Origin of the sequence: Leptolyngbya sp. 'hensonii' (assembly GCF_001939115.1) — a bacterium.
In the GTDB taxonomy this organism is placed as follows: domain Bacteria; phylum Cyanobacteriota; class Cyanobacteriia.
The window spans coordinates 130,218-155,613 of sequence record NZ_MQTZ01000002.1 but is presented as its reverse complement, the minus strand read 5'-3'; the positions used below and the strand labels follow the sequence as shown (position 1 = coordinate 155,613).

Below are 25,396 nucleotides of genomic sequence, written 5' to 3'. Positions count from 1 at the left end.
CTCCACCGGCTCAGTTCCGAATTACGATGGTCGCATGGTCTCTCCCATCCAGTCCCTCCCTGCTGAAGTCGTCAGCCTGATCGCTGCCGGAGAAGTGATTGACTCCCCAGCAGCGGTGGTGCGGGAGTTGATCGACAATGCCCTGGATGCTAAAGCGACCCGGATTCACATTGCCCTCTGGCCAGAGCAGTGGCAGATCCGGGTGGCAGACAATGGCCAGGGTATGACCCTGGCAGACCTGGAACGGGCTGCTGCTCCCCACAGCACCAGCAAAATTCACGATCGGGCAGATCTCTGGCAGATTACCAGCCTGGGTTTTCGGGGAGAGGCCCTGCACAGTCTGGCCCAACTGGCGGATCTGGAAATCTGCAGTCGATCGGCCACCGCAGCCGATCGCACCGGCCAACAGGTGACTTACAATGCCGAGGGTGAAGTGATTGAGGTGGAGGCTGTCCCGATTGCTCCCGGTACGATCGTCACCGTCTCCCATCTATTCCAGATCTGGCCTACCCGTCGCCAGAGTCTGCCCACTTTCCCCCAACAGATGCGGGCCGTGCAGCAAGTCGTCCAGCGGGCCGCCCTCTGCCATCCCCATGTCACCTGGCAGGTGGAGCAGAACGATCGCACCTGGTTTACCCTGTGGCCGGGACAGACAGCCAAACAGGTTCTGCCTCAAATTCTGAAGGATATCCACCCCACAGACCTGCAGGAATTGGCCGTCAACCTGCACCATTCCAGCGATGGCTCCTCCCTATATCTTCTGGCTGGGTTGCCCGATCGTTGCCATCGCCATCGTCCAGATGCAATGCGGGTGGCAGTGAATGGCCGCTGTGTCCGGGTGCCAGAACTGGAGCAAGTCATCTTCACCGCATTTCGGCGCACATTGCCCCGCGATCGTCATCCCATTTGTTTCATCCATCTCCAGGTCCCGGCTCAGGAGATTGACTGGAACCGGCATCCGGCGAAAGCAGAAGTCTATCTTCAGCACCTGGAATGGTGGCAGGAGCAGGTCCAGGGTGCGATCGGCCAAGCCCTCAGCGCCACCACCCTACCAGAGTCTCTCTATTCCAAACGGGTGGGCCAGGTGTTGAAAACCGCAGAAACCGAGGGAGGCTACGAGGTGACTCGTACCGTTCAGTCCTCGTCAAAACTCCCCAGCCCAGGCAATCCCCTGAAGGCTGTAGCCCAGGTGCACCAAATGTATATCCTGGCCGAGCATCCGGCGGGTCTCTGGCTGATTGAGCAACATATCGCCCACGAACGGGTGCTGTATGAGCAATTGTGCGATCGCTGGCAACTCGTGGCCCTGGAACCTCCCATCATCCTGCAGCGGCTCACCCCAGCCCAGGTGGCGCAGTTACAGCGACTGCAACTGACAGTCGAGGCTTTCGGGGAACAGTGCTGGGCTGTGCGCATGGCTCCGGAAATGCTGGCCCAGCGATCGGACTGTGCCGAGGCTTTGCTAGAACTCAGTCAGGGAGGAGATCTGGAGACGGCCCTGGTCGCCACCGCCTGCCGCAGCGCCATCCGCAATGGCACCCCCCTGACCCTGGCGGAAATGCAACATCTGCTAGATCAGTGGCAGCAAACCCGCCATCCCCGCACCTGTCCCCATGGGCGGCCTATTTGCCTCACCCTAGAAGAATCAGCCCTCTCCCGGTTTTTCCGCCGCCATTGGGTGATCGGCAAAAGCCATGGGATATAAATTTGTCAGGATTTATCCACAGAATTTCCCTACGTCTAACCCGATTGTCCTTAAGATAGAAACCATGCGTTTGGGACAGTGCCCGTGAGCCTAGAGACTACCGTTCAGACCTCCGCCTTTACCACCCTTTCCCCTGTACCCGCCAATCCATTCAGTCAGGAAGAGTTCGATCGCCACGTCATGACCACCTACGGGCGCTTTCCCATCGCCCTGGAGCGAGGAGCCGGGTGTCGCGTCTGGGACACAGAGGGGAAGGAATATCTGGACTTTGTCGCTGGCATTGCCACCTGCACCCTGGGTCACGCCCATCCTGCCATGATTGACGCCGTTACCCAGCAAATCAGCACCCTGCACCACGTCTCCAATCTGTATTACACCCCCCAGCAGGGGGAACTGGCCCGCTGGCTGATTGAGCATTCTTGTGCCGACCAGGCTTTCTTCTGTAACTCCGGTGCGGAGGCTAACGAGGGGGCGATCAAGCTAGCCCGCAAGTATGCCCATACGGTTTTGAAGATTGCTGACCCGGTGATTCTGACGGCCCAGGCCAGTTTCCATGGCCGCACCCTGGCCACCATTACCGCTACCGGCCAGCCCAAATACCAGCAGAACTTCAGTCCCCTGGTACCGGGATTCCACTACATTCCCTACAACGATATTGCCGCCCTGGAGGCGACGATCGCCGAGCTGGACAAAGACGAACGACGGGTGGCAGCCATTCTTCTGGAGGCTCTGCAGGGTGAAGGTGGGGTGCGCCCGGGCGATCGGGCCTACTTCCAGCGCATCCGGGAAATTTGTGACGCTAAGGGGATTCTGCTGATTCTGGATGAAGTCCAGGTGGGGATGGGCCGCACTGGCAAACTCTGGGGCTACGAGAACCTGGGCATCGAACCCGATATCTTTACCAGCGCAAAAGGGCTGGGGGGCGGGATTCCGATCGGAGCCCTGTTGGCGAAACAGTTCTGCTGCGTCTTCCAACCGGGGGACCATGCCAGCACCTTCGGCGGCAATCCCTTTGCCTGTGGGGTGGCCCTGAGCGTCTGTCATACCCTGGAACAGGAGAACCTGCTGGCGAATGCCCAGGAGCGAGGGGAGCAACTCCGGGCCGGACTGACTGCGATCGCCCAGAAATATCCGGACCTGGTTGCCGAAGTGCGGGGCTGGGGCCTAATCAATGGTTTGGTGTTGCAAGAATCAGCCAATCTCACCGCAGCGGAACTGGTGAAGGCTGCCATCCAGGAAGGGGTGCTGCTGGTGCCCGCTGGTCCCAAGGTGGTCCGGTTCGTCCCTCCCCTGATTGTGACCGCAGACGAAGTCACGGAAGCTCTCCAGGCCCTGGAGCAGGCGATGGCGACTGTAACGCTCCCAGCCTGAATTCTTTACTCTGCCTCCCCAATTAAAACAAAAGCAGCCCAGGCCGTGGGTGGATAGGGTGCGTCTTTATGGGTGGCCAGAGTTAACATGGCTTGACGCAAAGCCTGAGCCTTGTTCTGCCCCTGAAGCAGGTTCTGGTAGAACTGTGTCATCAGCAGAGAAGTTGCCTCGTCCTGGACTTTCCAGAGGGAGACAATGACGCTAGGTGATCCTGCTGAAATCAGAGACCGGGACAGCCCAATGATGCCGTCTTCCGTTACCTGTCCCCGTCCCGTATCACAGGCACTCAGCACCACCAGTTCCGCCTGCAGGTTCAGCTTGAAGAGGTCGGCAGCGGTGAGAAATCCACTGTCCGTCGAGGTCGGAGCCAGGGCGATCGCCCCTGGCATCCCCAAACCCCCGATGTCATTCAGCAACCCATGGGTGGCCAGATGAATGATGCGGGCCTGTTGCAATCGAGGCAACAGGGCTGCTTTGGTAGCCCGATCGCCTGTAATGGCGTTGGTCTTGAAGAGGGCCGCGATCGCCCGGGCTTCCTTTTCTGCGCCGGGGAGATTGGGCAACTGTTGGGGGGCTTCCCCCTCCTGAAGTTGCAGTTTCGGCATCGTGGGATTGCCCATCACCAAAATATTCCCCCCAGCCGATCGGCTACCCAGGCGCTGGCGTTGCTGTCGGGTCAACTGCAACACCTGGATCGAGGGGGCGATCGAAATCGTATGCCGCTCAATTAAATACTTGCCAGAGGCATCCTGCAGAGCCGCAAAGGGGACGAAGAAGAGCGATCGCTGGGGAACAAAAATCACCCTTGCCTGCGGGTCTTGGGGCAACACATCAGCAATGGGGTCGATCAGCAGTCGATACAATTCCTGCAGATTAGGATCCTTCAGCCTGGCACTACTGGGCTGCCCCTCTAAGGTTGGACTGGCAACAAAGCTTAACCCTCTCACCCCTAAAGCCTCCCGCTTCTGGATCACCAGTTGATCGAGGGAAATTTTCTGATCATCCAGAGCTTGTAAGCTGGAACGGCGAAAAGTGATTTTGCCATTGGGCTGTACCACCCAGATGTACAAGGCCCGATCCTGGGTTTCATCTCCATTAGGAATGGAATACTCCACCAGGGTTGCTTTTTGATCTGTGGCAATCTGCTGAATTTGCTGTATCTTCGGGGGAACCACCGTTCCCGGATTCGTCTGACCGGGAGCCAATCGGGTCGCCAGCAATTCCACAAAAGCCCGAGCCCGACTCCGCTCAACCACTTCTAGAGCAAGTTCAGGTTTACTCTGGGCGATCAGACTCCGTCCAAGCATCCAGTAGGTTCTGGGTTGAGATTCAAATAGGGAGACTTTATTCTCGTCCGTCAGACCCGGTCGCAGAGATTCCCAGATTTGAATTGCCTGCAAAAGAGTTTCCTCAGCCTGCTTGAACTGATTTAACTGGTTGTAGATAAAACCAATATTGTTCAAACTGATGCCCTTTCCAGTTTGATCGCCAATTTTGACTTTAATCTTTAAAGACTGCTGAGCCACTTCCAGTGCCTGGGCATATTGCTTTGTTTTAATGTAAATGTAGGAAATATTATTCAGGGCTGTGCTTTCCAGCGACTGATTGCCAATCTGTCTGGCTATCTCCAGCGCTTGCTGATTGTGTTGCAGAGCCAGGGAATAGTCCTCCAGACCCGTGTAAATATCTCCAATATTGCTGAGGGCTGTCCCTTCGCCACTGCGATTGCCAATCGCCCTGGCAATGTCCAGGGCCTGCCGATATGTCTTCAGGGCTGCAGAACGATTTCCTTGAGTACGATAAATCGCTCCAATATTGCTGAGGGTAATGCCTTCGCCAAAGCGATCGCCAATCTCCTGTTGAATCACCCTCGCCTGCTGGTAGTACTGCAACGCTTTGGCGTACTGTCCCAGATTGTCATACACCAATCCCAGACTGTTTAGGGTATAAGCCACTCCAGCCTGATCGCCAATCTCTTGCCGCAGATCCAGAGCCTGTTGCAAAAACTCCAGCGCCTTCGGATAGTTGCCCATTTTGGCGAAGGTTGTGCCTGTGCGGGTAAGGTTATAACCCTGGCCAATCCGATCGCCAATGGTCCGACTGATATCGAAAGATTGTTGATAGTACGTCAGAGCGTTTTGATAGTCGCCAAGATTGTCATAGGCCAGTCCAATATTGCCTAGGATAGTACTTTCCGTCTGTTGATCGGTTTTCTCCCTGGCGATTTTGAGGGCCTGCTGATAGTAGTCTAGGGCTTTGGATTGCTGGCTCAGTCGGCTGTAGGTTAACCCAATATTGTTCAGGAGAATGCCTTCACCAACCCGATCGTTCACCTCCCGACTGATCGTCAGGGACTGCTGATAAAAGTCCAGAGCCTGGGGATATTGGCCCAGACTATAGTAGGCTTTGCCCAGATTTCCCAGAAAAACTCTTTCCCTGGGCCGATCGCGCAGTTCCCTGGCGATGTCTAAAGCTTGTCGATAAGACTCCAGCGCTGTTTGAAACTGCCCCAGGGTCAGCAGTACTTCGCCAATGTTGTTCAGGGCAGTCCCTTCGCCGGAGCGATCACCCACATCCCGTCGCAGTTGCAATTCCTGCTGAAATGTCTGGAGCGCCTTCTGGATCTGACCCTGGCGGTACTGCTGCAATGCCAGTTGGTTCAACCGCTGAGCTTCGGCCTTAGGGTTTGCCTGACTCGGAGACTGAGCCAAGGTCAAGGATGGGAAAACCAGCAGAGGGGTGCCCCAGGGCAAGAGCAGCAGAGCAACAGTAATCAAAATTGACCCCATGCGGTTCTTACGTGGGGGAGAACTCGATCGTAGGGTAGCCTTCTGAGTATGAACCTTGTAGCCAGGTGGATGGACCTGCATCGTGCAATCCTCCCCAAAAACTAATCCAACTATTAGTAGACCAAATTAAAAGTTTTCGAGGGGGTTTCACCCCCTCTTGGGGGCTGCGCCCCCAAACCCCCATGTTGCAAAATTTATTCTTTGCAACACTAGTAGGTCAGTTCACTGGAGCGAGACTTCATTTGAGTATCAAATAACTAAACTGCACTTCTGATCCGAATATTACATTCATACAGGCAAGGCGGGTACACTGACCCGTCAAACAACTTGAGGCACCTGACCAACAATTCACCAAACATTGCAGGGACTTTTGACTTAAGTCAAGGATTTATGCTGACGTTCTCTATAGGCTGAGACTCAGAAGCTTGGAGTAAAGACCTATGTTTTGTAATCAGTGTGAACAAACCACCCGGGGCGATGTCTGTCATCAGTGGGGAGCTTGCGGCAAGAGTCCAGAAGTCGATGCGTTGCAGGATCTGTTGGTGCATTGTTTGCGGGGATTGTCTCAGGTGGCCCTGCAGGCCAAAGCTCTGGGGATTGCCACCCGCGAGACGGATGAGTTTACCTGTGAGATGCTCTTTTCCACACTGACCAATGTGAACTTTGATCCGAATGATTTTGTGGCCTTCGTGAATCGGGCGATCGCCCTGCGGGATAGTCTGAAGCTGCAAATTCATAGCACGGGAGAGGTCGTTGTCGAATCTATGCTCTCCACCTTTCAACCCGCTGGCGATCTGGCCCAGCGGATGAAACAGGGGCGGGATCTGGAGTATGCCTTTATCAGTCAATCTGCCTCCGATGTGGATATTTTCTCCCTCAAACTCACCGTTCTCTATGGCCTGAAGGGTGCTGCGGCCTATGCCTTCCATGCCCTGGAACTGAATCAACAGGATGAGGGCTTTTATCGCTTCTGCCATGAAGTGCTGGTCAGCCTGGATGCCCAGGACAAGAGCCTGCAGGATTGGGTCGGTCTAGCCCTTAAGGTTGGCCAAATGAATCTGAAAGCCATGGAACTGCTGGATGCGGGAAATACCGAAACCTTTGGCCATCCAGTGCCAACGACCGTGCCCCTGGGGACGATCGCGGGTAAGGCCATCCTCGTTTCCGGGCACGACCTGCGAGACCTGAAGGCCATCCTGGAACAGACCGTGGGAACGGGCATCACCGTTTATACCCATGGGGAACTGTTGCCAGCCCATGGGTATCCCAAGCTGAAACAGACCTATCCTCACCTCTATGGGCATTACGGTACGGCATGGCAGAACCAGACCCATGACTTTGATCACTTCCCGGGTCCGATCGTCATGACCACCAATTGCCTCATGCCCCCCCACGACACCTACAGCGATCGGCTCTTTACCCTGGGGCCAGTCGGATATCCGGGGCTACTTCATACCAGCATTGAGGATGTTTCCCCAATTATCCAGAAAGCCCTGGAACTGCCAGGATTCACCGAGGAGACAGATCGGGGCAGCGTCACCACTGGCTTTGCCCGTCATGCAGTGCTGGGGGTGGCTGATGCGGTGATTGATGCGGTGAAACAGGGCCAGATCCGCCACTTCTTCCTGGTCGGTGGCTGTGATGGGGCCAAACCAGGCCGCAACTACTACAGTGATCTGGTCGAAACCATGCCCCAGGATTGTGTCGTCCTAACCCTGGGTTGCGGTAAATTCCGTTTCTTCGATCAAGACCTGGGCACGATCGGCGGCATTCCCCGTCTCCTGGATGTGGGACAGTGCAACGATGCCTACTCGGCAATTCAGATTGCTGTGGCCCTGGCCAACGCATTCGGGGTGGAAGTCAACCAACTTCCCCTATCCATGGTCTTGTCCTGGTATGAGCAGAAAGCGATCGCCGTACTGCTGACCCTGCTGGCCCTGGGCATTCAGAATATTCGGATTGGGCCGACCTTGCCCGCTTTCCTCAGCCCTAATGTGGTGAAATTGCTGTCGGAGACCTTTAACTTGAAGCTGATTACCACACCAGAGCAGGATCTGGCGGCCTGTCTGGGTTAATCCAGGGACAAATCCTCAACGATCGCCGTTAACAGGGCCGCCCCTTCCTGCTTCAGGAAAAGATGCCCCCCTGGAAACTGGCGCAGCTTAAACGAGCTGGCTGTTTGGAATTCCCAGGCAGCCAGTTCAGGATGACTGACTTCCTGATCCTGAACCCCACCAAAAGCGGAAATTGGACAATCCAGCGGAGGTTCATCGGCATGCTGGTAGCGTTCATGAATCATCAGATCAGCCCGCAGGATGGGAAGAAAAATCTCCATCAATTCGGCATTCTGCAGAACAGCTTCCGGTGTGCCATCGTAACGTTGCAAGGCCAGGGCAAACTCCGGATCGGGAAGGGCATGAATTGGGGATTGGGTGGGGATCTGGGGAGCCCGACGGCTGGCAACAAGCAGATGTTGCGGCAAAGGCTGACCGCTCCGACGGAGTTGCAGGGAAAGGGAGAAACTGATCAGGGCTCCCAGGCTGTGGCCATAAAAGGCGAAGGGGCGATCGAAATGAGGCAACAGCACAGGGGTGAGGGCTTCCACCAGCGGCACCAAGTCAGTGAACAGGGGTTCTCGTAATCTGGTTTCCCGCCCTGGAAGCTGAATTGCATAAACCTCGATCGTCTCTGGCAACTGGGTCGCCCAGGTGCGAAATACCGACGCCCCCGCCCCCGCATAGGGGAAGCAAAACAGGCGTAGCTTTGCCTGAGGTTGGGCTTTGAAGCAGGTCATCCAGGGATTAATTTCAGGCATGGGGAGTTCTGATCTGAGCTTTTTCCAGGCAACGTTTAAATTTTCGGGCCAGCACGGGCGAGCGCAACAGGGAAATATGGTTGCCAGGGCTGTCATGAATTTCAATGCCATGGACGGCCATTTCCTTCCAGCCTAAATAGGGGTCACGATAAATTCCTGGTGGTCGCTGCTGCGCCCGAAACAGGGTGACTCGCACCGGCGCAGGCTGATAGGTATAGGCTTTGCGAGCCGCCAGATTGGCTGCATGAATCTTCCGGAGCGCTTCGGGAAGGGTATTGACGGCATTGCGATACAGACCGGTGGCAAAGGTATTGGCATAGTAGGGCTGGGACGATCGTTTCAAGAGATCAATAATCAGCGTGTCAATCCATTTCTCCAAGGGACTGGCTGCGCTGGTGTAAGTTTCATACACTTCCATCTTCTGTTCAATCTGACTCTGGACCAGGAATTGCTGGACGACCGCTTCCTCATCCACCTTGCGCCTGACGAGTCGGAAGCCTTTGATCTGGAATTTGCGGAGTTTCTGCACTAATCGGAACGGAAATCGCAGAATGCGTCTGCCCGTATCCCAACCCACCCAGAGGAGCACGGACAGAAGTCGGGGAATGGGGGACAGCAATTGGGGATAGCCAGGACCATGGGTGTCAAACATAGCCAGCAGAGCCGTCGTCTGTCCCTGTTGATCAAGTTGGCGGGCAATTTCCCAGGCGATCGCGCCCCCCGTAGACAATCCCGCCAGGAAGTAGGGGCCCTCAGGCTGCATTTCCCGCATCTGGGCAATGTAGTAGGATGCCATATCTTCCAGTCGAGACAGGAGTTTCTGACTGCCATCCAGACCGATCGGCTGCAATCCATAGACGGGTTGATCAGCATCAAGGGCGTTGACCAGATCCCGATAGATCAGCAGGTTCCCCCCCCCCGCATGCATGAGGAATAGGGGCAGGCGCGTGCCATTGGGTTGCAAGGGAACCAGGGAGGACCAGGGAACCTGGGATTTTTCCTGGCGCAGGATGGCAGCCAGATCCCGGATCGTTGCTGCTTGAAAGAAAGTGGCCAGGGGCAGGACCCGACCAAAAGCTTTTTCAATTTCAGCAAACAGACGCACAGCCTGGAGAGAATGGCCCCCCAGGTCAAAAAAGTTATCTGTCACGCGAATAGATTCCAGACCCAGCACTCTTTCCCAAATCTCAGTCAACTGCCGCTCTACCTCATCCTGGGGCAATGTCGGGGTAGGACCTGCTGCCGTTGCAGGGGGGGCTGGCGCTGGTAACGCAGCATAATCAACTTTGCCGTTGGGGGTGAGGGGAATGTGTTCTAGACGGACAAAGGCAGATGGAATCATGTAAGCGGGAAGTTGGGTCTGGAGAAACTGGCGCAGGTCTGAGGGAGGGGGTAATTCTGCCTCTGGGGAGAGGAGGTAGGCCACCAGGCGTTTCTCTCCAGGCTGGTCCTCCCGTACTGTCACCAGGATCTCGGCAAGTTGGGGGTGCTGACGCAAGGCTGCCGTGATCTCATCCAGCTCAATCCGGAACCCCCGCAGGATGACCTGATGATCCTGACGACCCAGAAATTCCAGGTTGCCATCCGGGCGATAGTAGCCCAGGTCTCCCGTCCGATACAGCCGATCCCCGGGCAGTTGGGTGAACGGATTGGGGATATACCGTTCCTGGGTCAGGGCCTCATCCCCCAGGTAGCCCCTGGACAGGTAGGGAGTCCGAACATAGATTTCCCCAACTTCGCCGACACCCACTAATTGGTGCTGTCGCAGCACCAGCAGTTGGGTATTCCTAATCCCCCGACCGATGGGCAACATCTGCCGGGAACGGAGAGTATCCTGGCCAGTTTCCAGGGACGCATCGGGGGGGACAATAAAATGGCCCATGATCTGGGGCGTTTCCGTTGTGCCATAGCAATTGATGCAGGTGACAGTTGGGGCCAGTTGACGGAGCCGCAGCACATCCTGCTGGGTCAGTCGATCGCCGCCGAAAAAGGCATAGCGCAACTGGGGTAGGGTAGAAATAGTTGGCTGGCTGGCCAGATTGGGATCGGTCAGGAGTTGTCCTAGAGCCGGGGAAAGATGCAGCACCGTCACCTGTTGCTGGGCCAACCAGGTGGCCAGGCGGCCTGGAGTTTCGATCGTCGCCTGGGTCGGAATGCAGACCGTTGCCCCCAGCCAAAGCGGGGTGAACAGATCCCGCAGCAAAGGATCGTGGGAAAGCCCAGAAAGCAGGCTGAAGCGATCGGCAGGTTGCAAATCAAAAGTTTCAGTCTGCCATTTGAGAAAGTGGGACAGGGGCCGGTGGGTGCCCAGAATTCCCTTCGGTTTGCCCGTCGAGCCAGAGGTAAAGGCAACATAGGCCAAGGCATCGGGGTCGATCGTCACAGGAGGAGGCACCACCGGCAGGGGGCTCAACTCCGGGGCACCCGTCGGGTCAGGGGGCAAGGTGAGACGGACCCGCATTCCCAGGGTCTCGATCGCTTCTGCCAGCTCAGTCGGTACAGGACCAGCAGCCTCCAACTGCAGCCAACCCTGGGGCTGGGCCTGCTGGAGACAGTTGACCAGACGGGTCGGTGGATAGGCCGGATCCAGAATCAGGAAGGCCGCCCCAGCTTTAAGAATTCCCAGTAAGGCCCAGACCAGGGAGGCACTGCGGTGGGCATAGACTGCAACCACCTCCTGAGATTGGATCCCCTGGTTCAGCAGGCAATGGGCCAACTGGTTACTGGCCGCTTCCAGCTCCGCATAACTCCAGGTACCCTGGTCATCCACCAGGGCGATCGGGTCAGGCCGTTGTTGGGCCTGTTGGGTAACCCTGGCAGGAATAGAGCCGAACCACTCCGACGAGAGGGGCAGGGTCGGGTCGGGCAGGTGGGTCCTGGCAGCCGGAGTGACCAGGGAGAAACTGGAGAGGGGGGCATCGGGCTCGGCAACGGCCTGTTCCAGGAGCTGGCGGTATTGGGCCAGCAACTCCGCCATGCGATCGGCATCAAACAGTTCCGCATTGTAAACCAGGGTCAATTTCAGGCTGTCATCCTGTTCCCCCACATACAGGGTGAGATCAAATTTGGCCTCCACCTCCAGGTTACTCATTGGCTCCACCTGCAGCCCTGGCAGATCAATGCTGACCTTACCCAGGTTCAGCATGTTGAACCACACCTGAAAGATGGGGTTATAGCTCAGGTTACGGGTGGGATGCAGTTCCTCCACCAGCTTTTCAAAGGGTGTATCCTGATGGGCGAAGGCTCCCAAAGTGACTTCCCGCACCCGCTGCAGCAACTCGCGAAAACTGCGCTGACCCGACAGATCGGTGCGGAGTACCAGGGTATTGATGAAAAACCCAATCAATCCCTCCGTTTCCAGGCGATTACGGCCAGCCACGGGAGTCCCGACCACGATATCCTCCTGGTGGGTCCAGGCTCGCAATAGCAGTTTGAAAGCAGCCAGGGTGGTCATGAACAGGGTGCTGCCAGCTTGGCGACTGAGGCTACGCAGAGCTGTTGTCAGCCCAGGGGAGATCTCCAGAACATGACTCCCCCCCCGGAAGATCTGAATGGGGGGGCGGGGGCGATCGGTCGGGAGGTCCAGCAGGGGAGGAGTGCCCTGCAACTGCTGCATCCAGTAGGTCAGTTGTCGGGTCAGCGTCTCTCCCTGCAGAGACTGACGCTGCCAGGCGGCAAAATCGGCATATTGAATCGGCAATTCCGGCAGGGGAGAGGATTCCCCCCTAGAGAAAGCTCCATACAGGGCAGAAGATTCCCGCATGAAAACCCCGATCGACCAGCCATCGGAGACAATGTGGTGCATCGTCACCAGCAGGACATGCACTTCCGGCTCCAGTTTGAGGAGGCTGGCCTGCAGCAGGGGTCCCGTCGCCAGATCAAAGGTCTGGTGGATGGCCGCCGCACTTAAGCGTTGTACTTCCGCTGCCCGTTCATCGGGGGGGAGGGATTGCAGATCGGTCACGGGTAGGGTTACAGGCTGGGGCGGCGCAATTCGCTGAGTGGGAACCCCCTCGATCGTGGGAAAGGTCGTCCGCAGCACCTCATGACGATGGATAATTTCCGAAATAGCCCGCTCCAGCGCCTCAACATGCAGCTTGCCGATCAGGCGAGCCGCTCCAGCAATGTTATAGGCAGTGGTCTGGCCCTCCAGTTGATCCAGGAACCAGAGACGCTGTTGGGCAAAGGACAGGGGTAATTCCCCTGCTGTCCGGCTGACCAGGGGGATGGCAGAAGCTTGAGCCGAGGCAGCACCTTCAGAAACCAGGGACTGACTACGCAGTTTCTTCAGGAGCAGTTCTCGCTTTTCTGGCGACAGATGTTCCAGTCGCTTCAACAGATCACTCATGGTGTTCTCCTCCATAAACCCCTGTGCAATACATCAAGACTCTGACAGCATGCGCTGCACAGCCTCATCGGAAAGGGCATCTACCTCCGCCAGCAGACGCTCCAGCTCATCGTTATCTGCCTGCTCCAACTGTTGGGTGACAATTAAGCCCGCCAGACTCTGAATCGTGCTCGCTTCGAACAGGGCCCGCAGGGGCAATTCAACCCCAAAGGTTCCTTGCACCCGCGCAATCACCTGGGTAGCCAGGAGCGAATGCCCCCCCAGGTCAAAGAAGTCATCCTGGGTACTCACCTGATCCAGTTTCAGCACATCAGCCCAAATCCTCACCAGGGCCACTTCGGTCGGAGTCCCTGGTGGCACAAAGGTTCCACTGGCTGGAGCAGAATCCCCCGGCACAGGAACCGGCAAGGCCCGTCGATCGATCTTCCCATTGGGGGTCAAGGGAATAGCCTCCAGTTGCATAAAAGCTGACGGCAGCATATAAGCCGGTAATTTCTCCTTCAAGGCCTGACGCACAGCATCCAGGGAGAACTCCTGCTGAGGCTCTGGCACCAGATAAGCCACCAACCGTCGATCGTCCGGGCGATCACCAAACACTTCCACAGCAGCCTGCTGTACGATCGGCTGCTGGAGGAGGATGGCTTCGATTTCACCCAACTCAATTCGGAATCCCCGAATCTTCACCTGCTGATCAATCCGACCGAGAAACTCCAGGTTGCCATCCGGGAGATAGCGTACCCGGTCCCCTGTGCGGTAAAGACGACCAGCCTGGAAGGGGTTGGGGACAAATTTCTCAGTGCTGAGATCGGGCTGGTTCAGATAACCACGGGCCAGGGCCATGCCACCGATACAGAGTTCTCCGGGGATGCCGATCGGCACCGGTTGCAGCATCGGATCGAGCACATAGGTCTGAACATGCTCCAGGGGGCGACCGATGGGAATGGCCTGGAGGGACTGAGAGCCTGTCGGAATGTCATAGACCGTGGCCACAATAGTGGCTTCCGTGGGACCGTAGGTATTCACCAGAGCCGGAAGGTGACCCTGGAGCTGTTGCCATACCGCCACCTGACTGGGCAGCACCTGTTCTCCCCCAATGATGACCAGACGCAGAGAGGACGGTAGCACCAGCCCCTGGGATTCCAGATCTGCCGTCAGTTGGAACCAGTAGGCTGTAGGCAGATCCAGAACGGTAAGTTGCCAATCCTGGCAGAGCTGGATGAAGGTGGCGGCGGAACGAATCATCTCATCCGTGCGGAGCACCAGGGTTCCCCCTGTAATCAGACAGGGATAGAGTTCCTCAGCCGCCGCATCAAAACTGATGGAGGCAAACTGCAGCACCCGATCGCGATCGTGGAACCCGTAGACCTGCCGCGCCGCCTGGGTAAAGTTAACCAGAGCCTGATGCTCAATCATCACCCCCTTGGGTTTGCCAGTGGAACCAGAGGTATAGATGACATAGGCCAGGTTCTCAGTTGTGACAATCCCGGTGGGATTATGGGTGGGTTGGGTGGCGATCGTGGCCCAATCTGCATCCAGACAGACCACAGGAGCGGTCTGAGCGGGAAGTTTGGACCGCAGAGGTGCCTGGGTCAGCAGCACCGAAATCTGGGCATCGTCCAGAATGTAGCCGATCCGATCGGACGGATAAGCAGGGTCCAACGGAACATAAGCTCCCCCCGCTTTGAGGGTACCCAGCACCGCCACAATCAGGTCCGGAGAGCGTTCTACACAAATACCAACGAGTTGGTCGGGGCCAACCCCCAGGCTGATCAGGTGGTGGGCTAGCTGGTTGGCCCGCTCGTTCAGCGCTTGATAGGTCAGTTGAACCTCCAGGAACTGGACCGCGATCGCAGCGGGCGATCGGGCCACCTGGGCCTCAAACAGGGCATGCATACAGGTGCCAAGAGGCTGAAACTCAAGCGCAGACTGGTTCCAGTCCAGCAACAGTTGCTGCCGTTCTGGAGGGGTGAGCACCGGCAACTGGGCCAGTTTCTGGTGAGGATTCTCAACGATCGCTGCCAATAACGTCTGGAAATGGCCAATCAGCCGCTGCATCGTGGCCGGTTCAAATAAGTCAGTGTTGTATTCCAGATAGCATTTGATTTGCTGATCAACCTCCACCAGGGTCAGGGTCTGATCAAACTTGGCCGCCTCGTGCTGGGCATCCAGGGGCGTCAGGGTCAGTCCAGGCAATTCCAGAGCCTGGAGCGGCATATTCTGCACAATGAACATGACTTGAAACCAGAGGGAATGACTCAGACTCCGCTCTGGGTGCAACGTTTCAATCAGCTGTTCAAAGGGCACGTCCTGATGGGCATAGGCATCCAGCGCTGTTTTCCGAACCTGGTTCAGGAGATCAGCAAAGGAGAAATCCGCCTGCAGGCGCACCCGCATCACCAGGGTATTCAGCAATAGACCGATGAGGGATTGGGTTTCCCGACGATTCCGATTGGCGATCGGCGACCCAACACAAATATCGTCCTGACCGCTGTAGCGAGCCAGTAGGGTCACATAGACAGCTAGCACCGTCATATAAAGCGTGGCCCCCATGGTTTGGCTCAAGCGATGTAACTGCTGAGTCAGGGGGGCATCCAGCATGAACGTCTCGGTATGCCCCTGGAAAGACTGCACTGGGGGACGAGGATGATCAGTGGGTAACTCCAGCAAAGGCGGGGCTGAGGCCAGTTGCTGTTTCCAGTAAGATAATTGGGTTGCCAGCGTTTCCCCCTGCAACCACTGCCGCTGCCAGATGGTGAAATCCGCATATTGAATCGGCAGTTCCGGTAAAGGAGAAGGTTGCCCCTTTATGAACGCGGTGTAGAGGGTAGAGAGTTCCTGTATAAAGACCCCCAGCGACCAGCCATCGGCAATGATGTGGTGCATGGTCAGGAGCAAGACCGAAGATTCCAGTTCCAGTTGCACCAGACTGAGTTGGAGCAAAGGCCCCTGCTCCAGATCAAACAGGCGATGGGTTTCCTGGGCAAAGAGACGCTGTAATTCTGTCGATCGCTCCGGTTCGCCCAATTCCTGCAGGTTGATCAGGGCCAGGGCCACAGGAGCAGGAGGGATAATCCGCTGAACGGGCACCCCATTCACACTCGGGAAAGCAGTCCGTAACCCCTCATGCCGACGGACAATTTCAGTGATGGCTTGTTCCAAGACGGAAATCTGAAGACTGCCCTCAATCCGAATTGCTCCAGAGATGTTGTAAGTAGAGTTCTCTCCCTCCAACTGCCCCAGGAACCAGAGCCGTTCCTGGGCAAAGGACAGGGGAATTGGCTGATCACGGGGAATGGGCTGGATGGGATCGAGGTCCTGGGTGGCCTGGACCTGAGGGTGAGTTTCAAGCAGCAGGCTCAACCCATGAATCGTGGGTGCTTCAAACAAGGCCCGCAGGGGAAGATCGATCTGGAACTCCTCCCGAATGCGTGAAACGACCTGGGTCGCCAGCAGAGAATGTCCTCCTAGGTCAAAAAAGTTATCTTCGATCCCCACCTGTTCGATGCCCAGAACTTCTGACCAGATGCCAGCCAGAGCCACTTCTGCCGGAGTTGTTGGGGGGACAAAGACCCCCGCCAGACTGCGGCGATCGGCCAGATCAGGGGCTGGTAAAGCCCGCTGGTCAATTTTGCCATTAGCCGTCAGGGGGAAAGCCTCCAGTAGGACAAAGGCTGCCGGGACCATATAGGTTGGCACCTGTTCTTTCAAAGAACGGCGGAGATCCTCAGTTGTCAAAGATTGGCCCGGAGTCGGCACAACGTAAGCCACCAGCCGTTTATCGTCCTGACCATTATCATCGACTTTAACCAGGACCTGGCCCACCGCCGGATGCCGCATCAACAGGGATTCAATCTCGCCCAGTTCAATCCGGAACCCCCGGATTTTGACCTGGTGATCGAGGCGACCCAGATACTCCAGTTCCCCGTTGGCCCGATAGCGAGCCAGGTCACCAGAGCGATAAAGTCGAGCAGCCGTTGTCGTCACAAAGGGGTGGGGCAGGAAGCGTTCAGCCGTCAGTTCAGGGCGGTTGAGATATCCCCTGGCCACCCCCTGCCCCCCCACATAAATTTCTCCCGGAACCCCGATCGGGACCGGTTGTTGACTGGGGTCCAGGACATACAGTTGCAGATCGGGAATGGGCACCCCAATCCCACTGGTGGGATTGTCCAGATCAGCCCTGGTCAGGGGCCGATAGGTCACATGCACTGTGGTTTCAGTGATGCCATACATGTTGACCAACTGGGGCTGACGATCGCCATGGCGATCGAACCAGGGCTTTAAACTCTGCAGGTCCAGGGCTTCTCCGCCAAAAATGACATAGCGCAGATGCAAAGCCTGTTCTGTTCCCAAAGCCTGTTCAGCCTGGATCAGCTGACGGAATGCCGAAGGGGTTTGATTGAGCACCGTCACCCGTTCCCGGCCCAGGAGCTGGTAGAAAGCCTGAGCATCGCGACTGATATCAAAAGGCACCACGACCAGGCGTCCGCCATACAGTAAGGCCCCCCACAGTTCCCAAACAGAAAAATCGAAGGCATAGGAATGGAACAGGGTCCAGACATCCTGGGCGTTGAACTGGTACCAATCCGCCGTGGCCGAAAAGAGCCGAGAGCCATTGGTATGGGTGACTAGCACCCCTTTAGGTGTTCCCGTGGACCCGGACGTGTAGATGACATAAGCCAGATTTTCTGGGGTGACGGTACTTTCCGGATTGACCGTGCTTTGACCCGCCAGAACTCCCGCTGGGTCATCCAAATCGACGATCGTTAAGGCATGGGGCGGCAACTGAGAAATCAGGGCAGTCTGAGTCAGCAGAATCGAGATCTGGGCATCCTGCAGAATGTAGGCCAGCCGTTCCGCCGGGTACATCAAATCCAGGGGAACATAGGCTCCCCCTGCCTTCAGAATCGCTACAATCCCCACTACCAGATCCAGGGATCGATCGACACAAAGCCCCACTAAGGATTCTGGTCCCACTCCCAGGTGCTGGAGATGGGCGGCGACCTGATTCGCTCGCTGGTTCAATTGTTGATAAGTGAGATGCTGATCTCCACAGGTGACTGCGATCGCATCCGGGGTTCGGGCCACCTGGGCTTCAAAGAGATGATGCAGGCATTGATGCGGAGATGCAGCCATCCCCGCCGGATTCCACTCCACCAGCAACTGCTGCCGTTCAACCGGGGTCAGCAAGGGCAGCTCCGACAGCCGCTGTTGCGGATCGGCCAGGAGACTCTGCAGTAGGGTCTGGAAATGGCCAATCATGCGGGCGATCGTGGCGGCATCGAACAGATCGGCGTTGTACTTTAAGACCCCAGGTAAGGTGTCATTCACCTCCACTAACTGCATGGTCAGATCGAATTGACCTTCCTGTTGAGCCATGGGAAACGGTTCCAGGATCAGCCCCCCCAAATTTACCCGAGCCGTTGTTGCACCGGGAACAAACAGGTCCGCCAACTCTCCGAAGGACTGCAGCCGTTGCAAATCAAACGTGACCTGAAACAGGGGCGATCGGCTGGCATCGCGCTGTCCTCCCATCTGTTCGACCAGAAGGGCAAAGGGATAGTCCTGATGCTCCAGGGCACCCAGAACCATCTGACGCACCCGGACCAGCAACTCCGTAAAGGTCGGATTACCAGACAGATCTGCCCGCAGGGGCAGCATATTAACGAAATCCCCTACCAAATTGGCGAATTCTGGTTTATTGCGGCCAAAAACGGGTGATCCGACCAGCAAATCATCCTGACGGCTATAGCGATGCAGCAACGTCTGGAAAGCCGCCAGCAGCAGCATATACAGCGTCACGCCCTGCGCCTTGGCCAGGGCTTTTAAGGATTGGGTCAACTCCCGATCAAGGACAAGTGGATGGGAACCGCCCCGATCGGTTTGCAAGGCGGGACGGGTCCGATCGGTCGGTAGATCCAGAATGGGCAGCTCACCCTCCAACTGCTGCTGCCAGTAGTCGGTCAGTTTTTGTCCCTGAGCATCGGCCAGGATCTCGGCCTGCCACTGGACATAATCGGGATAGGTGGTGGTCAGCCGGGAGAGGGAATGGGACGCCCCCGTACTCTGGAGGGGGTAAAGCACCCGCAGTTCATCCAGCAACACCCACAAGGACCAGCCATCGGCCACGATGTGATGTATCGTCAGCAGTAAGACATGGTGCTGGGGGGATTGGGAGAACAGCGTCACCCGCAACAGCGGGCCTGTTTCCAGATTAAAGGGACGCCGATAAGCCGCCGTGACCCGATCGCGCAGGGTCAGGTCATCCCAAGCAGTTGCATCCACCCCCTCAAAGTCCACCTGCCGGTGTGGGTGGATTTGCTGGATAGGAACCCCATTTTCCGTGGTGAAGGTGGTCCGCAGGGCCGGATGGCGATCGGTCAACACCTGAAATGCCGATTTTAGAGCTGCCGGATCGACATCAGTCGCAATCACAGCCGTGAACGCCACATTATAGGCCGCACTATTCTCTGTAAGTTGCCAGAGGAACCATAAGGATCGCTGGTTGTAGGACAGCGGAGCCACGATCGGAGGAGCCTGACGTAACTGGGTCAGCAGGTCTTCCTTGTGCTCGGCCAGCAGGGTTCGTAGTTCCGGGGTCAGCGCCCCCTTGGGAGCCCGGAAACAAAGTCGATCGCCCTCCACCCATAACTCAACGCCCCGCTCAGAGAGCAGCAGCAGCAGTTCAGATCCAGTCATAGTTCACCGACCTCCCACTCATCTTCTTCAGCTGTTCCGGCTCCGTCTGTGTCACCCATCGCGTCCTTGGCCAGGGTTGCGATTTGCCCTAACAACCCGGCTACCAGTTGCAGTACACTGGGTCCTTGCAGAATTTGCACCATGGGTAAAACCACCTGTAAATCGGTTTCAATCCGGTTTTTTAACTCCACCGCCATCAGGGAATCCAGCCCAAAATTGGTCAGGGACTGCTGCGGATCCAGTCGGGATGGCACCAATCCCAACACCTGAGAAACTTGCGTGCTGAGATACTCCTGCAGCAGCGCGGGCCGCTGCTCCGGGTCCACTTCCAGTAGCCGATCGCGGGTTAATCGGACTCGCGTTTGAGTTGCACTGCTCTCTGCCATCTCTTGCATAACGGTGGCAAACAGGGGAGCCGTACTAAATGCCCCATAGCTCTCCCGCCACTGACGCCAGTTAATGGGCATCACCCCCACCTGGGCTGGAGCAGAAGCAGCGGGCTGGAGTAGACGTTGTAGCGCCCTCAAACCTTGCTGGGAAGACAGGGTGCCCATCCCCCGCAGTTCGATCGGGCGTTGAGTCCCCTCAAATGTCGTCACCATGCCGACTTCAGCCCAGGTGCCCCAATTAATGCTCAGGGCTGGTTGGCCGATCGCCCGCCGATAATGGGCCAGACCATCCAGGAAGGTGTTGGCAGCGGCATAGCTGGCCATCAGGGGCGAACTGAGAAAGGCCGACGTAGAGGAAAACAGGACAAAGAAGTCGAGGGGAGCAGCTTGCAGAAGATGGTGTAAATTCCAGCCCCCATAAACCTTGGCCTGGAAGATGGCCTGCATGTCGGCCAGGGTCTGCTCTACGATCGGCTGATACTGCATCACTCCAGCAGCGTGCATCACCCCTCGAATGGGGGGATAACCCTCCCGGTCATAGGTTTCCAGGAAAGTTTGCAGGGCCGCTGTATCTGCGACATCGATCGGGACAACCTGGACCGTAGCACCCAGCGCTTCCAAGGCTCGAATGGCCGCCACTCGGTTGGCCAGGGCCTGATCAGACAGGGTTTTCCACTCGGAGCGGGGAGGCAGGGGGGTTCGGCCCAGCAGGAGCAGCCGTCGGGCTCCCCGTTCCACCAGCCAGCGAGCCACCTGTAAGCCAATGCCCCCTAAACCACCGGTAATTAAATAACTCCCATCCGGGCGACATTGAAATGGCGATCCAGAGGGAAGCGACGGTCCCAGCCGCACCAGCCGCAGGCCATACCGCTGACCCTGGCGAAAGGCGTTCTGGTCTTCCCCATCCCGATGCAGCAGCAGGGGCAGCAATGGGACGATCGCGGCTTCAGAAGTAGCTGCTGGGTCGAGGTCAACGAGTCCTCCCCAGAATTCAGAATGTTCCAGGGCGATCGTCCGGCCCAGGCCCCAGAGGGAGGTTTGCCCCACTGAGACAGGGACCTCTCCAGCACTGACCTCCTGGGCTCCCTGAGTCAACAGCCAGAGCCGGGGAGGCTCCCGCCAATCCTGGCGAGCCAGGGCCTGAATCAGATGGAGAACACCGCCACAGGCCAGCTGTTGAGCCGCTTCCAGGGTTACTGGAGTGAGCGCCTCAGGCGGGGGACTCTCCAGCCCCCAGAGGTGAACGATACCCGCCCAGGTTTGACGATCGGCAGCGGGACTGTCTCCCAGGAGACGCAGCATGTCCTCGGGATGGGAAGGGCGCACCTGAACCGTTGTCGCATCGATCCGCTGGTAGGTATCACCCGGAATGACCTGCAGGCAGGGGGCTCCCTGGGCCTGCAACGCTGCAGCCAGAGCCGCCCCAATCCCTTTGCGATCGCTGAGAATCACCCATCCTTTGTGAGCCGCAGGGGATGGACTCTGAGCGGGGGGATCTAGCGCCTGCCATTGCAGCTGATAAAACCAGTCTTCGGGATTTTCAGGCAAGGTGCTGGCCTGATTCAGGTCCAGGTAATAGAGTCGGGCTCCCCGCGTCTCCGAAATCAGGGTGCCGGTTTGATCAAACACCTGCACATCACCGATCATGATTTTGGGGTCTGCCGTGGCATCCTGACGCAGGCGAGCATAGGTCCAGAGCGTCTGTCCCCGCAGGGGTTCGTAGACATACACTTCGTCCTGGCCCCCTCCGACAAAGGCCCCTCGCTGGTCCCCACTGGCCAGTTGAGCCGGGATCAGCGAGGCCAGCACATGACCACAGGCATCCGCGATCGCCGGATGTAACTGATAGGAGCCAAGATCCCCGATCAGAGTCTCTGGAACCTGAACCCGGCTCAGGGCCTCCCCACTCCCCCGCCAGATCTGTTCAACCCCCTGGAAGCAATGCCCCCATTGATTTTCCTGGCTACTGAGTTGCTGATAGAAAACATCCCGGTCAATTGCCTCCGGGCAGCGGGCCTGAATCGCCGCGATCGCAGCGGCGTCCAGGATAGACGCAGTTCCAGTCTGTGCCTGTGCCGACCGGGGCTGGACCTGTCCCGTGGCGTGCAGGGTCCAGACCGGATCGGCCAGGGTTGGGTTACAACTGTAAACCTGAAATGCCATCTGCCCACCCGCCTGCTCGGTCAGGATCACCTGCAGCAGCGGCACCCCCTCTGGATGCAACACCAGCATTTTTTCGTTCTTGACCTGGGTCAGAACCACTGGACCAGGCCCCCGGTGGGCGATCGTGGCCGACAGCACCATCTCCAGATAAGCCGTGGCGGGAAGAACAGCCGCTCCCTGAACCCGATGGTCATCGAAGTAGGGAACCCGACTCAGATCCACCTCTCCCTGCCAGATATAGGTTCCCGGTAGATGGGCCAGATCCAACTCAGCTCCCAGAAGCGGATGCTGACCCGGTTCGATGCCTCGGCCCGATCGAACTGGAACCTGCTGCCGCTGGACTTCGACCCAGTGGCGCTCTCGCTGGAAAGGATAGGTGGGAAGTGGAATGCAGCGATGGGGCTGGTCCCGATCGAAACTTCGCCAATCCACCGGCAAACCCAGGACTGCCAGTTGCCCCAGACTCTCCAGCAAGGACTGCCAGTCTGATTGAACGGGACGCAAACTCGGCAACCAGAGTCCCTGGCCTTCTGGCACACATTGCCGCCCTAGGCCCAGCAGCACCGGCTTCGGACCCAGTTCCAGGAATACGCCATAACCCAGTTGATCCAGGGTCGCCATCCCCTCGGCAAAACGCACTGCCTGCCGCACATGGCAGACCCAGTACTCGGGCGTGGCAATGTCATCAGTCGCTACCTTGCCCGTGACATTCGAAATCAGATCCAGCCGGGGCAGGGCATAGGTTACCGTCGCTGCCACCTGCTCAAACTCCCGCAGCATCGGTTCCATCAGAGGCGAGTGGAAGGCATGGGACACTTGCAGCCGCGTTACCTTGATGCCCTTACTCTCTAAAATGGGGGTCAATTGCTCGATCGCCCCCACTTGTCCCGACAACACCAGGCTTTCCGGTCCATTGAAGGCGGCGATCGTCACTGCTGGGGCATAGGGCTGAAGGAGAGCCTGCACCTGGGATTCACTGGCCATGATGGCGATCATGGCCCCATTCGGGGGCAGGGCCTGCATCAACCGCCCCCTAGCTGCAATCAGCTTCAACCCATCCTCCAGGCTGAACACCCCAGCGATACAGGCCGCCACATATTCCCCCACACTGTGGCCCATAACGATACCGGGCTGAATCCCCCAGGATTGCCATAACTGGGCCAGGGCATACTCCAGGGCAAACAGAGCGGGCTGAGTATAGGCCGTCTGGTCCAGTAGGGAAGGCTCAGACCCATACAGCACCTGCAGCAACGGCTGCTCCAGATCTGCTTCCAGCAGGGCAGCACAGCGGTCCAGGGCGGCGCGAAACACCGATTGGGTGTCATAGAGTTCCCGCCCCATGCCGGGATATTGGGACCCCTGCCCCGTAAACAGAAAAGCCAGCTTCGGCAAGCTGGAGCCTGCAGCCTGTCCCTGGAAAACACCAGTCGTTTCCTGGCTGGTGGTTACTGCAGCCAGCTTTTCCTTCAAATCCGTAACGGAACCTGCGATCGTACTCAGGCGGTGGGAGAACTGCGCCCGACCCCTATTGGCGGTAAAACAGACATCCCCCAGGTCCACCTCAGGATGGGCCTCCAGGAAGGTTTTGTAGCGCTCTGCCAGCGCCATCAGCGCCTCGCGGGTCTTGGCGGAGAGGGTGAGGAGATGGCGCGATCGGTCCGGCAGGGTCGCAGGCTGACGTTGAGCCAGGGCGGGGGCGGCTTCCAGAATCACATGGGCATTGGTGCCACTGAAGCCAAAGCCGCTGACCCCAGCAATCCGAGGCCGATCGCCCACAGTCCAGGGGGTCAGCCGGGTGGGAATGTCCATTGGAAAGGCAGGCCAGGGGATCCGGGGACTGCGTTCCTGAAAATGGAGGTGGGGAGGGATTTGTTGATGCTGCATCGCTAGCACCACCTTAATCAGACCAGCAATTCCGGCAGCCGATTCCAGATGCCCAATATTGGTTTTAACCGAGGCAATGGTGAGGGGATGTTGCCCAGTCCGTCCCTCTCCCAGGGCTGCGCCTAAGGCTTCAATCTCGATCGGGTCTCCCAGGGAAGTTCCGGTGCCATGGGCCTCCACATAGCTGACCTCAGCGGGGTTGACCCTGGCATCCCGGAGGGCCTGCCGCACCACCTCCCGCTGGGCCAACCCATTGGGCACCGTCAACCCGCTGCTGCGGCCATCCTGGTTCACCGCTGAACCCCGAATCGCGGCCAGGACAGGGTCTCCATTCGCGATCGCATCCGACAGTCGTTTCAGTACCACGATGCCGCAGCCCTCTCCCCGGACAAAGCCATCGGCACGGGCGTCAAAGGTTTTACAGCGACCATCAGAGGCCATCATGCCCCATCTCGAAAAGCAGATGAACGCCTCCGGAACCAGGGTGGCATTCACCCCCCCAGCCAGGGCCAGATTGGTTTCCCCCGATCGCAGGCTGCGGCAGGCCAGATGCACCGCCACCAGGGAGGAGGAACAGGCGGTATCGATGGCGATTGAAGGGCCTTGCAGACCCAGAGTATAGGCAACCCGCCCCGGAGCCACATTCAGGGCACTGCCCGTCGCCGTATACACATCCAGGCCCGCCTGGTGATCGCGCAGGGTCAGGCGGGAATAGTCATTGGTGGTAATGCCGACAAAGATACCGGTCTGGCTACCTCGCAGCCGATCGGGGGCTTGACCAGCCCGCTCCAGCGCTTCCCAGCTCACTTCCAGCACCAGCCGCTGCTGGGGGTCCATGGTGGTGGCTTCTCGGGGAGAAATATCAAAAAACTGGGGATCAAACTCATCGATGGAATCCAGAAAACCGCCGTACCAGCTCGTGGGCTGACCTGTGGCATTGGGTTCCACATAGTCATTCACATTCCAGCGCTCGGCGGGAACTTCCCGAACCACATCCCGCCCTTCACAGAGCAGGTCCCAGAACGCCTCTGGCGTGTCAGCACCACCCGGAAATCGACAGCCCATGCCGATGATCGCGATCGGTTCGTGTCTGGCTTTCTCAACAGCATCCAGCTTGGCCTGCATTTCTTCCAGGGCTGCCAGGGCATTTTTCAGCAGCATCCGGCGATCAATGGGCTCTGGGGTAGTACTCATTCTGTTGTTCCTATCCAATGAAGTAGCTTGGGAGAATTTGAC

The 25,396-nt window shown here is 57.7% G+C and carries 8 protein-coding genes; 3 read left to right on the top strand and 5 right to left on the bottom strand.

Annotated elements, in window-relative coordinates:
- Nucleotides 1–34: 34 nt before the first annotated feature.
- Entirely contained in the window at nt 35–1,705 is a 1,671-nt protein-coding gene (gene mutL, locus BST81_RS00835) for a DNA mismatch repair endonuclease MutL (protein WP_075596642.1), read from the top strand.
- 84 nt (nt 1,706–1,789) lie between these two features.
- Nucleotides 1,790–3,076 carry an aspartate aminotransferase family protein gene (locus BST81_RS00830; protein ID WP_075596641.1) on the top strand — a complete coding sequence of 429 codons (1,287 nt, stop codon included), beginning with the start codon at nt 1,790–1,792 and terminating at the stop codon, nt 3,074–3,076.
- A 5-nt stretch (nt 3,077–3,081) separates the two neighbouring features.
- Here the strand turns inward: BST81_RS00830 and BST81_RS00825 are convergent, their stop codons facing one another.
- Entirely contained in the window at nt 3,082–5,946 is a 2,865-nt protein-coding gene (locus BST81_RS00825) for a tetratricopeptide repeat protein (protein WP_083636538.1), read from the bottom strand.
- A 359-nt stretch (nt 5,947–6,305) separates the two neighbouring features.
- Between BST81_RS00825 and hcp the strand changes: the two genes are divergently transcribed.
- A complete protein-coding gene (gene hcp, locus BST81_RS00820; RefSeq protein WP_075596640.1) occupies nt 6,306–7,940 on the top strand; it encodes a hydroxylamine reductase in 1,635 nt (544 codons plus the stop codon).
- Here hcp and BST81_RS00815 read toward each other — a convergent pair.
- The 4 genes from BST81_RS00815 to BST81_RS00800 are packed head-to-tail and all read right to left on the bottom strand — an operon-like array spanning nt 7,937 to nt 25,354.
- A complete protein-coding gene (locus BST81_RS00815; protein WP_075596639.1) occupies nt 7,937–8,680 on the bottom strand; it encodes an alpha/beta fold hydrolase in 744 nt (247 codons plus the stop codon). The two genes, hcp and BST81_RS00815, sit on opposite strands and share 4 nt — an antisense overlap.
- Nucleotides 8,673–13,028 (bottom strand): non-ribosomal peptide synthetase, encoded by a 4,356-nt coding sequence (locus BST81_RS00810; RefSeq protein WP_075596638.1) that lies wholly within the window; start codon nt 13,026–13,028, stop codon nt 8,673–8,675. Before BST81_RS00810 ends, BST81_RS00815 begins: the two co-directional genes overlap by 8 nt.
- A 33-nt stretch (nt 13,029–13,061) precedes the next feature.
- On the bottom strand, nt 13,062–19,724 hold the full coding sequence (locus tag BST81_RS00805) for a non-ribosomal peptide synthetase (protein WP_075596637.1): 6,663 nt from the start codon (nt 19,722–19,724) through the stop codon (nt 13,062–13,064).
- Nucleotides 19,721–25,354 (bottom strand): type I polyketide synthase, encoded by a 5,634-nt coding sequence (locus BST81_RS00800; RefSeq protein WP_075596636.1) that lies wholly within the window; start codon nt 25,352–25,354, stop codon nt 19,721–19,723. Before BST81_RS00800 ends, BST81_RS00805 begins: the two co-directional genes overlap by 4 nt.
- Between the last annotated feature and the right edge of the window lie 42 nt (nt 25,355–25,396).

Bases quoted from the DNA above. Each gene is read 5' to 3' on its own strand.
- BST81_RS00810 (WP_075596638.1), bottom strand. From the start codon at position 13,028: ATGAGTGATCTGTTGAAGCGACTGGAACATCTGTCGCCAGAAAAGCGA.
- BST81_RS00815 (WP_075596639.1), bottom strand. From the start codon at position 8,680: ATGCCTGAAATTAATCCCTGGATGACCTGCTTCAAAGCCCAACCTCAG.
- mutL (WP_075596642.1), top strand. From the start codon at position 35: ATGGTCTCTCCCATCCAGTCCCTCCCTGCTGAAGTCGTCAGCCTGATC.
- BST81_RS00825 (WP_083636538.1), bottom strand. From the start codon at position 5,946: ATGCAGGTCCATCCACCTGGCTACAAGGTTCATACTCAGAAGGCTACC.
- BST81_RS00805 (WP_075596637.1), bottom strand. From the start codon at position 19,724: ATGACTGGATCTGAACTGCTGCTGCTGCTCTCTGAGCGGGGCGTTGAG.
- BST81_RS00800 (WP_075596636.1), bottom strand. From the start codon at position 25,354: ATGAGTACTACCCCAGAGCCCATTGATCGCCGGATGCTGCTGAAAAAT.
- hcp (WP_075596640.1), top strand. From the start codon at position 6,306: ATGTTTTGTAATCAGTGTGAACAAACCACCCGGGGCGATGTCTGTCAT.